10 protein-coding genes and 2 pseudogenes are annotated in these 12,439 nt (G+C 43.0%); 3 read left to right on the forward strand and 9 right to left on the reverse strand.

Features of this window, described 5'->3' with window-relative positions:
* Positions 1–237: 237 nt before the first annotated feature.
* The gene (locus H8K33_RS06810) at positions 238–918 is read left to right on the forward strand and encodes a DUF4386 family protein (RefSeq protein WP_186890228.1); all 681 of its coding nucleotides are present in this window, start codon (positions 238–240) and stop codon (positions 916–918) included.
* Between the two features lie 98 nt (positions 919–1,016).
* Positions 1,017–1,334, forward strand: coding sequence for a hypothetical protein (locus H8K33_RS06815; RefSeq protein ID WP_186890229.1), 318 nt, complete (start codon positions 1,017–1,019; stop codon positions 1,332–1,334).
* A gap of 100 nt (positions 1,335–1,434) precedes the next feature.
* Here the strand turns inward: H8K33_RS06815 and H8K33_RS20225 are convergent.
* From H8K33_RS20225 to H8K33_RS06855, 9 genes and pseudogenes are all read right to left on the reverse strand, one after another.
* A pseudogene (locus tag H8K33_RS20225) lies at positions 1,435–1,659 on the reverse strand (transposase); the annotation flags it as partial.
* Positions 1,660–1,950: 291 nt separating this feature from the next.
* On the reverse strand, positions 1,951–4,143 hold the full coding sequence (locus H8K33_RS06820; protein WP_186890230.1) for a TonB-dependent receptor plug domain-containing protein: 2,193 nt from the start codon (positions 4,141–4,143) through the stop codon (positions 1,951–1,953).
* Positions 4,144–4,668: 525 nt separating this feature from the next.
* Positions 4,669–5,355, reverse strand: coding sequence for a hypothetical protein (locus H8K33_RS06825; protein WP_186890231.1), 687 nt, complete (start codon positions 5,353–5,355; stop codon positions 4,669–4,671).
* Positions 5,356–5,386: 31 nt separating this feature from the next.
* Positions 5,387–6,577, reverse strand: a complete 1,191-nt coding sequence (locus tag H8K33_RS06830) for an OmpH family outer membrane protein (RefSeq protein WP_186890232.1) — start codon at positions 6,575–6,577, stop codon at positions 5,387–5,389.
* 55 nt (positions 6,578–6,632) lie between these two features.
* Complete coding sequence (locus H8K33_RS06835) at positions 6,633–7,079, reverse strand: GNAT family N-acetyltransferase (protein WP_186890233.1); 447 nt, start codon at positions 7,077–7,079, stop codon at positions 6,633–6,635.
* A gap of 67 nt (positions 7,080–7,146) precedes the next feature.
* Positions 7,147–8,379 (reverse strand): vanadium-dependent haloperoxidase, encoded by a 1,233-nt coding sequence (locus H8K33_RS06840; protein ID WP_186890234.1) that lies wholly within the window; start codon positions 8,377–8,379, stop codon positions 7,147–7,149.
* 422 nt (positions 8,380–8,801) lie between these two features.
* Positions 8,802–9,080, reverse strand: a pseudogene (locus H8K33_RS06845) (transposase); the annotation flags it as partial.
* Between the two features lie 176 nt (positions 9,081–9,256).
* Positions 9,257–9,595 carry a P-II family nitrogen regulator gene (locus H8K33_RS06850; protein ID WP_186890236.1) on the reverse strand — a complete coding sequence of 113 codons (339 nt, stop codon included), beginning with the start codon at positions 9,593–9,595 and terminating at the stop codon, positions 9,257–9,259.
* 26 nt (positions 9,596–9,621) lie between these two features.
* Positions 9,622–11,244 carry an NAD+ synthase gene (locus H8K33_RS06855; RefSeq protein WP_186890237.1) on the reverse strand — a complete coding sequence of 541 codons (1,623 nt, stop codon included), beginning with the start codon at positions 11,242–11,244 and terminating at the stop codon, positions 9,622–9,624.
* A gap of 20 nt (positions 11,245–11,264) precedes the next feature.
* Between H8K33_RS06855 and H8K33_RS06860 the strand changes: the two genes are divergently transcribed.
* Complete coding sequence (locus tag H8K33_RS06860; protein WP_186890238.1) at positions 11,265–12,410, forward strand: GNAT family N-acetyltransferase; 1,146 nt, start codon at positions 11,265–11,267, stop codon at positions 12,408–12,410.
* Positions 12,411–12,439: the final 29 nt, after the last annotated feature.

Below are 12,439 nucleotides of genomic sequence, written 5' to 3' on the forward strand. Positions count from 1 at the left end.
CGGATACTTCATGAGAAAACACCAAGTTAGGTAATGCAAAGACACCCAACTTCAACCACTATTTATTCCAATTTCAAGCACTATTTATCCCAATTTCCGTGACTGACTCCCACCTATCGTCACTGGCGATATTGATGTCTTCATTCATCTTAAAGACTGCGCAAGAGGCATTTGATCTCTGTATCTTCACAAAACAAGAACAGCACTTCTATTTAAATTATCTACAAAAAGGCTCATATGAATGATCTACAAAAAACAGGAAGAATCGTAGGATTATTGCTATTAATTGCAATGATTATTGGCATGTATAGTAACTTCGCATTAAATGATCCTATATTTGGAGGTGCGGGATACTTAGTCAATGGACTGCAACATCGCACTTTATTTGGGCTCAATGTCGTCGCTGACTTCATTAACTCATCCATCGGCATCACAGTAGCCGTCCTAGTTTATTCTAAAACATGGCGCAACTATCCGAAGTTAAGCATGACTTATCTCAGCGTTGTCATCGTAAGTGTCGCAGTTGGTCTGTCAGAACAAGCGCACTTTATGTCCCTGCTATCGCTTAGCGAACAATTTGCTAAACATCCAGCACTAGACCCGCAGTTGTTTGATGTGATGAAAGCGATGATTTCCGCTGACCGTAATTGGTATCATTTCATAGGAAAAATTAGTGGTGGCGCATCTTTGTTTCTACTCTACGTGCTCCTCTACCGTACACAATTTATCTTTCGACTAATTTCTCTATTCGGTATGTTCGCAGCAGCAATGCAAATGAGCGGAATATCTGTCGAATTCTTTTCACATGATCTAAATAAGATGATGTTGTACCCCATGGGTATAGCCCACCTAATATTGATTATTTGCTTATTGATTAAGGGCTTTTCCGAGAAAACTCCCGATAAGCATCTGACTTAATCCAGATTGAAGAAATTCTCATTCGAATTAATTGCTGTCTTTCAGTGAATTTCATACTATCAATTCACTATTTTCTAACTCATCAAAGGATTTCACTCATGAAAAAAGTTATTTTTGTTAGTTTAGCTCTTAGTTTACTTGCGGGCTGTGCATCTATGGTTGTATCTGATGACGTAATCGTGCAAAGAACAGCATTCGCGTTAAGCATTGATGCATCCTCTTTTACGATATCAAGTCGTATGGATGAAGGAACGACAACGCGCTACAGCGTGACCACTAAAACAGGAAGAAAATATCACTGTTTTTTAGGCGGATCAATTAGCATTGCAGGTAAAAGCATTTCAGAAGCTATATGTAATGCCCTTGGTGAACCTGCATTAAGTCCGCTTTTGGAGCGAGCGAAAAAAATTCAATAAGCCCTACATTGGTATACTAAAATAGTAAATACCAACGCTTTAGGCGATTAAATTACCTCCGGCAAAGTCGGAGGTTTATTGCTGGAGCGCCTAGAAGGCACTAAGAACATTTCATCGAATCATACTCTTCATTTTCTTGCTCCAAATGACGAATGTAGGCACGCACCATTTCTTCGTCTAAACCGACTGTCGAAACAAAATAACTTCTCGCCAAAAATATCTCACCTGTAAAGTTTCACTATCGTTCACCAACGCGACGAACTTTCGTATTCGCGCATTTCCTTTTAATAAAACCGACCACATTTGACACTGAATATTTCAGAGGGCAAACTCAAACAATAAGTACATAAGGGTGATTCAGCTTGGTGAAGTCCTTATGCAAGACCATTTTAAGTATTTAGAAGGTGCGAAGCAAACGCTGTTTCGACTCGCTCGACCATTGTCAAAGCGTGCTTTGACTCCCCAGTCCTGCACTTAAACAAAGCCACTTACGGGAGCAGGGAGTACGTTCGCAATTATCTTGAATTGTTGGACTTGTGTAGACGCCTATCCCGGCAGAACTGGGGAATTGCCGTATTTATCAAATTCAGTTGACATTCTGCAGTTTGTTAGTCAACTAGAACTTATGTTCAAAGCTGAGACTCATGTTTCGCGCACGATTGACAGTAGTGTGTAAAGTACTGACGTAGCCAGGTACGCGGCTTTGACTAAACGTATCGATTGAATTACTGTTAGTGATGTTACTAATAGCTAAACGTAGTTGACTCTTCTTGTCGAATTTCCATAAGCCGACTAAGTCAAGATTGGTGGGCATTTCAATGTATGTACGATCTGTAAGGCTAATTTGTTGCCAATGTGCATCCTGTAGCTTTGTGTTCATACCGAATGTCAACGGCATATCTTTCAAACGATAATTCAAGCTAAACGTAAGCTCATAAGTATAGGGATTAAGTTGATTAAAAGGCTGCGGCAAACCTTTGACGTCAGACCAAAAATGTAGGTAACTCATACTAATATCAATATCTGGCGCTTCGAGTACAAAGCGTTTGAGTGGAAACTGTGTACTTAGTTCTAGGCTTTTCCCTAGCGCACTACCAGTATTAATATATTTCCTCCACCAAGCTCTATTTTCAAAAAAAATTGTGTCGCGATGCAAATCATCGATTTGCTGAATTTTGGCGCGTACCGCATAATTTAAACCATCTTTACCATTATGCTCATAGGCAGCATCTAAACCCCATGCTAATTCAGGACGCAAATTCGGGTTGCCTACAAAATTGGGGTTTTGAATTGAGTTGTTAACCAAATAAATTTTTGGTGAGACTAGATAGAAGTCATTTGGCGCCTGATAGGTGCGTGCTAGACCGAGTCGAATTCTGTCTGTATTGTGTGAATTAAGCTGCCACATGGTTTGTACAATTGGGCTTAAAACATTAGTGGAATATCTTGATTTATCTTGTGCAGAACCTTCACTATTAATACTAAGTGATTCCCATCGAAGGCCAAGATAAAGCGATGAATTTTTTTGCAATTTCCATTCGTCTTGAGCATAGAGCGCAGATTTATAAAGTTCGTTACGCCCATTTTGAGGTAGATAAACTGGTATTGCATTATTTTTATAAAAGTCAGTTTGATTACGGTCAATATGGACAGTGGTGCCCGATCCTGTCCACCCCATCACCAGATCGTGCTCAGCATTAGTAGGAATACTGAATTTGCCGCTGCTATTTCCACCCAATATACGCACGTGAGTATCATAATTGCGCACGAGGCTAAGGTCTCCATTTAAACTGTAATTTTGTGAGCTATCTGTATTTTTGATGCGCTGCGCATGGAATCCGCCAGAAATATCGAGTTTTAGGTCGTTACTAAAGCTAGTCGTTGCGCGCATCGTGCTACTCAAATTAACACGTTCAGTGGTGTCATGAACACGCATTGCCGCGACATCCAAAGGCTCACCCTGCAAGAAAGTATAACTTCTAGAAGTATCCCTTTCACTATTACTATAGGCTAGCATCGTCGTTGAAGTCAGATTGATGTTGGAATTAGTTCTATATTGAAGCCGTGGCGCGATGCGTATATCACGATCTTTTACATTTCTATCCAACAGCGAATCATATTGCTGTAGGACTTGATCCGTGTCATCCGAAATCGTTTGTTTGTTTAGCGTCTTTTTTGGCGTGTTTGCACTGATTGAATTCTGTGATGCTGTGGCAACAACCGAATGAGAAAAATCCCCTTGTTTGCCAGAATTGTTCCACTCAACAGTTCCTTGTCCATGTTGCACGTAAGCGGCGGTAATTTTTATTGATTGCTGTGCGGAAGATGCAACACGTTTAAGAACAATATTAACGGTTCCACCTATAGCCTGCGTACTAAATTGTGCATTTGCTGTGCGATAAACTTCGATACGCTCTATCATTTGCATAGGGATATCTTCAACATTAACACCTCGTGGTGGCTCGCCGTCAATTAACACTTGCGTATAACTGGCGTTCATGCCCAACAGCTGAATTTTATTGTTATTTACTTGCACACCTGGTACACGACGCATCGCATCAAGCACATTGGTATCGCCAAACTTGAGTAAATCGGCACTACCTATAATCGTTTTTGCTGCCGCTTCTTGATATGCCAATTGAGCTTCGCTACGTGCCTGAATTTCAACACGCTGAGGCTCCTCTTTTTTTATGGCTGGTTTTTCTTGTGCGATGCGGGTTTTGTCCGAATTAGTTTGTTGCGCGTGAGCGCTCACGACAAGGGTATTGCACAATAGTAGAGTGAGTACAGAACTTAATGGTGCTTGCATAATTACCTCGATAAAAAATTGACCTGTTTTTGGTTTCAAAACACAGATACTTCAAATTTGAAGTGGATCAAACTATATCGGGTAGAAGAATGAAGCTTATTACGATTCCGATGAAATGCGGATTCAATTACGTGAGTTACGGAACTCACAAAATCGATAAGTAAAAATAGTATTCACTCGATAGAAACTGCCTTCAATACTGAATTAACGATAGTGAAGTTATGTGTGATAACGCCGGCAACTAAACGACTTCTAAAGCATCAAAGGTGAGAATAACGAGGTCGGCATCTTGACACCGCGAGGCTGTTTAATGTTTGCTGGATTTATTTTTTCGCTTATCTAGACTGTACATTAATTAGAATCTGCAACGATATGATCGTCATCAACCCCATTCGCTAGAGCTAATTGAAAAGGACAAATCCCAACCTATCTCTTTAAAGATATTATCGTCGCTGTCGATCAAGGGAATTTGTCGCCCCCCAATAAAGTTCAAGGCTGAAGACAAATCGCCAATTAAAAACTACATTAATCCTTCAAAGGATTCTTGGTATTAAAAGCTTGCCCCGCCAAGCATTTTTTCAATTCATCACGGGCAGCGTGTCCGCCCTGCCACTCGACGTCGACGATCTTTTGTCCTTTGTACTCCAAGTGAAAATCCAACTTATCGTCCATGCTGGCGAGTGCCGCTTCGATACTAGGTACCGCAAATACAGCGACCGGCAATTCCATCGTACCAAGGGTGTAATTTAGTACGTGCAGGCTCACTGGTGAGTCTTGCCCTTGTTTTAAGCTCACCAAAACTTTACTTGGTTTGGGCGATGTAGGAAACGCGGGATTGTCATTGCCATTAAAGAGCATCATCAATGCGCCTTTGTAGCTGCCGCCCGGCCCCATGATCGTCACACCCATGCCTTCTCGCATAAACATCGCTGTGCAATATTCACCTTTCTTTGCCGATGAACTACCTTGAAAGAATTGCCAATAGCCTTCTTTATGCATCTTATGGTACTTGCTGTCTAAGAAACCCGTTTTTGTCGCTTCTATCGTCTGCCTGGCGTTAATTTCTTTCTTACTTGTGTCCATCATGCTACCGAGTACATCAAAGGTATTTTCTTTAACTTGAGCCAAACTTTGAAACGCGAGTAAGCTCACTCCCGCTAGTAACAAAACGGATTTGTTTAATACACGATTGTTCAGTTGACTTTGGTTCATTGAATGACTCTCCTCATCATTATGGAATACGCTAATCTGGAATACGTGAAAGACCATGGCAAAGATCCTTTGCCATGCCGTTGTGACTGCCATCGGCTCTCACCTTAACATCCGCGACACGCCACACCGATTTTTTATCCTGCATGGTGGCAAACTCGACAAAGCATTCAGCGTACACACCCTCGGACACGAAAGCGCCGCTGCCCATGTGCACCGCGTAACCTCGATTGTCAAAATATTTGGTGTAAGTTAAAAAACGCGTATTACCCACATCGCTCAGAGCTGGCTTACCCATTTTGTCGATCACTGCTTGCTCTTCTTTGCCGATCCAAACACTGTTGAGTGAGGTCTCAAACTTGTTTAACTGACGACCTTGGCGCAATTTTGCAGCCTTACTATGAAACTCAGCATTAGCATCCATCTTGGCGATACTGTCTTGTAACTCCTTCTTCATCGCTTCCAGCCGAGGCGCATTTTTTTCATAATCGTCTTGCAGCTTTTTCACAGCGGCATCTTTGTCCGCTTGACTGGCTTTTTGCGTCCACTTGCCACTGGGATTAGGGCGATTCCCTTCAAATACGGTTTCCCACCACAAAAAAGTCCACGCATAGTCGAGAAAATCACTGGCCAACACGGCACCAATTAACTGCATATCGACAGGCAAATTAAACTGCCCATTGATCGCTTTGCCGAACTTATCGTGATCAAATGGTTTTTTCTTCGACAGGTCGATCAGTAGGTTTTTAAAATTCCCTTCATTGCAGGCAATCGCAGCGGCTTTACTTAACATCGGCGCATTGGACTTTTTCCAATCACTTTCTGGTAAAGGCTCAGACTTCAAATCAGCGCGCCGCAATTTGTAGCTTCCCGGTCCAATTCTAAAAGTAGCCACCTCACCTGCTTTGACTGCATGAGGGTTCTCATTAGCAGTGCCTTTTTCAGAATCGATGATCACTTGTGGTCTACATTGAAACCACATATTCATGTACACCCACTCTGGCTTATCGAGATGTTCGTAGACCGCAGTCAACTGCAATTCTCGAATCTCTATCGGGCCAAATATTTGATCGACGGGAGTACGATTCAAAACCGTTCTGACGTTAGCAAAATAGGCTTCTCTATCACCTTTCTGTCCTTGAATATGAACAATAATTCCCAATGCAAAAGCTTGAGAATGACTTAAAAAAAATCCTGTCAATAGGCAAGAAAAAAAACGTTTCATACAGAACTCCAATAATTAAACATGCCTGCCATGACAGCGATATCGATAGCAGGCATTACATTAACTCACATCCATTGGAAAGCACAAAAAAAGCTTCTCCATCCGCATCAATGTGCGTTTTACGCCAACCAGCTTTTTCGTAAAAGCGCGATGCGCGGGTGGCGTCATCCGTACTTAGATTTAAGCGACCTAATCCTTGCGCAAATAACCAATCCACCATGACCTCATGCAGCGCTCTCCCATAGCCCTTTCCTTCATGTTCAGGCGACACAAATAATGCCCATATATTGCCAGTCTGCGCATTGCCGATGGCAAATGCCACTACCTCACCTATGACTTCAATCACCCAGCCACGTCCTGTGATTTCTATTGCGGGATAATAATCCTCCTCGCCAATAACGCTCGAAGTCAGCCTATTTTCACGCACTGCTAACCGCACTCGGTGCATTCCTGCAATATGCGTCCTATTTGCGATGACTATCGTCGTTTGAATTTGAGTCATGAATAAGTTCAATAAAAGTTTTCAATAAAGGCTGATCATGACGCTACCAGCCTTTTCACCACAAAAGCTACTTCTTTAATGGCCTCATAATTTTATCCAATACCGCTTTCCCTGCGCTACGTCCTAAATTTTCACCGGCCTCATTGGCAAAACGAAAATGGGCACCAGCATAAATGCGCGAGTCAGATACTTGCTGTGACCATTCATTCCAACTTGGTAGAATTTGTATGACTGCTTTTGGCGACGATAGCGATGCAACGCGCACGCCCTTCATCGGTTTTTGACCATCTTCCGCCACCATTATTTCCGCAATTGATCCCGCATATGAACAATGGCCACATGGATATTCTGGGAAATTCGGCGTTGGTAAAAACGATTCCCATCCTGCTTCTGCTTGCGTGGCATTGTTGCCGTCATTCGCAGCGTTACGAATAGCGACAATAGGACGCCACGTGTTGTAGTGCATCTTGGCTGCCGACATAGCGAGCGTACTATCGTCGATCGCCATGTAAACACGTGCATACATGCGCGCATTTTGCACCATACTGCGTCCATTTGTTTCTGCGGTTTGACGCAAAGACGGTAAGATGTCCGGCATAATGCGATACGAAGCCATCAGGCTTTGATGCGGTGTTCTATGCTGACTTACTTTTCCACCTAAACGTTTCACTTCATCGTAGTCTTGCGTCCAACGCGCACTATTGATGGACGGCGGTGGCGGCGAACGCAATGCCTCGGCACTAGAAATAGCCCAAGGAAAGAAAGCCAAATTATGCGGGCGAATAGAAGGTAAATCGGTAGCAGTCCAAATGCCGACCGTAGCGTGAGGCCGATAAGGTGTTTGGACGATTTTCGGATCTATCCCACCTACCGCCAATGCTGCCTTGGCAGCTTGCTCACCGATTTGCCGCCCAGCTTCGCGTTGCGCATCATTTGGAATCGCCTCCATCGCAATCGCATATGCATCATTAAGCTCATTTTTTACGCTGGGAAAATGTTCGATCAAAACCCGATACGCAGCGGTGACAGCAGCAGCCTCTACTGACGCTGCTTTATCACTTTCAGGAAAGCTGACATAACTTTCATACCGACGATCAATGGCATTGAGTGCTTCGAACATCGCCAGTGCTACACGAGTGGTAGCACGCGCACTTTCTGGGCGTACTTTTGCTTCCGCTGCTGGTGCAAGAGGACTATTGATACGGCTAGAGAACTCTATCCAATCACTCACTGTATCTGCCGCTACAGGGTGTGAAAATGCGAATACGCCAGCCAACATCAAACATATAATTTTCTTCATTTGCGTTTCCTAATTCGGTCATTAAAGGAGAATATTCGTGACTCAATTTGCTATCTATTCAGCTTTCGTCATGCGACGTTTTCAACAAGATATTGGATTGAATATTGAGATTATTCTCTGACCAAGTTAGGTTTTCTATAGACTCAAGACGAGTGACGGTTTGATACCCTTCAAAAGCGATTGGGCAGCGCAAATGGGGTTGAGATGTTCGACTGACCTCTCATTACTTCTTGGATGTTTTGCTTTACAGCCTTAGTGAAAGACCTCTCAGAAGAAGATACTTATGTTTGATATTGAGATGCCTTCACGCGAAACAGAAAGTTTTATTAAATCCATTCACTAATATGAGAAATAAGGACTATGACATAACCTGCAACGCAATATTCGAAGGCGCTGGTAACCCTTGTATCGTCTAAAGACGGCTACAGTCCCAATTTCATTTGGTCATACCGTTCATCCTTCTGCTCCTGATTTCGGACGTATGCACTAACCATTTCTTCATCGAGTCCCACCGTTAAAATAAAATATCTTCTTACCCAGAATACCTCACATGTAAAATTCCTTTGCTGTCCACCAAGATGTCTGGCTATTGATATCACACTCTTACACTTGATAAAACCGACAACGTTTCAAACTGACTACTTGAGTGGAATGCTCAAACACATGTGAACATGGTCAGTCATCAAGTAACCTTCAACAATATAAGCTAGAACGATACTACCAGTAGACTGTTGATTGCTTGAATGTTGTGCTTTGTAGCCCAACTGCGATCTAATCCACCAAAACCTGAATACAATAAAAGGCGCTCAGTCCATCGAGAGAGCACCTTTTTCATGATGAGTTTTCATCCAGTTTCGTCATTTTAGATACACAATCATCAAACTGCCTCAGGCCCAGTCTCACCCGTACGAATACGTATTACCTGCTCGACATTCTGTACAAAGATTTTGCCATCACCAATTTTGCCAGTATGTGCAGCTTTTATGATCGCATCAACTACGTTGTCGCAAACCTTATCATCGACCACGACTTCAACTTTTATTTTCGGCAGAAAATCAACCACGTACTCAGCGCCACGATACAATTCTGTATGCCCTTTTTGGCGACCAAAACCTTTGACTTCAGTCACTGTCAAGCCAGTGACTCCGACATCCGCCAAGCCTTCACGAACTTCATCTAATTTAAATGGTTTAATGATTGCGGTTATTTGTTTCATGCTTTCCTCACTGATTTACTCATATTTTAATCACGGAACTTCGAAGTAATTGGGTAACGCCAATCACGGCCAAATGCGCGATGCGTAATCCGGATTCCTACTGGTGCCTGACGTCGTTTATATTCGTTAATTTTGATTAAACGCGTTATGCGCTCAACATCGGCTTCGCTGTATCCCGCCGCGACAATCTCAGCTCGTGACTGATTTTCTTCCATATAACGCTGCATAATACCGTCGAGAATATCATACGGTGGCAAGGAATCCTGATCCTTTTGATCTGGCCTTAACTCCGCGGATGGTGGTCGCGTGATGATGCGTTCGGGGATGACATCACCAATTGAATTTCGATATGCACAAAGTCGATAAACCATGGTTTTAGCGACATCTTTAATTACCGCAAATCCACCGGCCATATCGCCATACAAGGTGCAATAACCAACCGCCATTTCACTTTTATTACCAGTGGTCAAAACGATAGAGCCATATTTATTCGACATCGCCATCAAGATGGTGCCGCGAATACGTGCTTGAATATTTTCTTCTGTCGTATCTTCTTGCAAGCCGGCAAACTCTTGACTCAAGGTATTTCTAAACGCGGCAAAACATTCGTTAATTGAAATTTCATCGTAACGCACACCGATGCGCTTGACCATATCGCGCGAATCTAACCACGAAATATCCGCTGTGTAAGGCGAAGGCATCATGACTGCTCGCACTTTCTCCACACCTAAAGCATCGACCGCGATCGCTAAGGTCAAAGCAGAATCGACACCGCCTGAGAAACCAATTAAAACACTAGGAAAACCGTTCTTCGTCACATAATCACGCACTCCCAACACGAGCGCGCGATAAATTTGTGCTTCTACTGACATAGTCTCCGCCACAATACTGGCTTGTGGTAAACCGTTGATAAAATCAACAATCTGCAAATCAGCTTCGCAGTGCTTCAATTGTGCGCAAACCTGTCCTTCATGATTCAGCACAAAAGAATTACCATCAAAAATCAATTCATCCTGACCGCCCAACAAATTTGCATACACCAAACTCATGCCTAGCGAACTGATGTTTCGGCGCATAACCTCAATACGAAAATCATTTTTATTCATGTGAAACGGCGAAGCATTCGGTGCTAATAAGACTTGAGCGCCAGCAGCGCGTGCTAATTGTGGCGCATCACCATTCCAAACATCTTCACAAATATTGATACCAAAACGCGTGCCCTTCACCTCAAACACGACCGCTTGATCGCCTGTGACAAAATAACGCTTTTCATCAAATACGGCATCATTCGGTAAGGCGTGTTTCAAATAGGTATGAATGATCGCACCATTCAGCAAAACCGAAATCGCGTTATAGTGATATCCATCTTGCGCTAATGGATGCCCAACCAACACATAGATGTTTTGAAATTGCTGTAAATCGCTGGTTAATTTTTGTAATGCCGCTTGTGTTTGCTGATAAAACGCAGTGCGTAAAAGCAAATCCTCTGGCGGATAACCAACTAATGATAGTTCAGGCGTCACCACAATATCGGCAGACTGAGCAGCTGCGCGGCTTACATAAGCAACGATTTGCTGAGCATTGCCAAGCAGATCGCCAACGATGCTATTCATTTGAGCAATCGCAACTTTTACTGTATTTGCTGTCATAAGATTTAAGGCAATTAACGATGAATTCTGAAGTATCACATTATCGCATGCGCTTGGTCGATTCTCTATCGGAGATTGGACAAGCAAATTGGGACGGATTATTGCAATTGCAGACCAAGCCAAATCCTTTTTTATCCTACGCGTTCTTACATGCTTTACACGAATCCGGTTCTGCTTCGACTAAAACTGGATGGACACCGCGCTTCATCAGCATTTGGAACGGTCAAGAACTCATGGCCGCTATGCCTCTGTACGAGAAAAGCCACTCTTATGGTGAATATGTATTTGATTGGGCATGGGCCAATGCCTACCATCAACATGATGTCGCCTATTATCCCAAACTACTATCTGCGATTCCCTTTACACCAATTGAAGGCAATCGCTTGCTAGCACGTGATCAGCAAGCACAGCAGGCACTAATAAGAAATTTACAAGCAATTACACAAAGTGGTCTGTATTCCTCTTGTCATTTGCTTTTTCCAACCGAACCAGAAATAGGGGTTTTACAACAAGCTGGCTTCATGACGCGACAAGGTGTGCAATTTCATTGGCAGAATCAAAATTTTCAGGATTTCGAAGATTTCTTGATGCATCTTGATCAAAAAAAACGCAAAAACATTCGCGCCGAAAGACGCAAAGTAAGTCAAGCTGGGGTTCAATTTCAGCACTTACGCGGCGCTGACATTACGGAACAGGACTGGAAATTTTTCAAGCAATGCTACGACAGAACCTATGCTGAACATCATTCTTCGCCCTATTTAAACTTAGATTTCTTTCTTCGTATTGGACAAGAAATGCCTAAGCACCTCTACCTAGTGATTGCGATTCTAGACGGGAGAAGAATTGCCGCCGCGCTATTTATCTATGACCATCAAACAATTTATGGCAGGTACTGGGGCTGCCTTGAACACCTACCCTGCTTGCATTTTGAGACAGCATATTATCAAGCCTTAGATTTTTGTATCAGCGAAAAGATACAAACATTCGAGGGTGGCGCGCAAGGCGAGCACAAATTAGCACGTGGATTTTTACCGCATAAGACATACTCTGCGCACTATTTGAATGAACCTGCATTTGCAAATGCAGTAGCGCACTTTCTCGAGCGAGAACAAGGTGGAATCGAGCGCTATATGGATGAACTGAATGAGCACTCCCCATTTAAGTAATGCGTATGCAATTCCAAAGTGGTATCAAA

Origin of the sequence: Affinundibacterium amnicola, from assembly GCF_014284275.1 — a bacterium.
Taxonomy (GTDB): domain Bacteria; phylum Pseudomonadota; class Gammaproteobacteria; order Burkholderiales; family Burkholderiaceae_D; genus Undibacterium; species Undibacterium amnicola.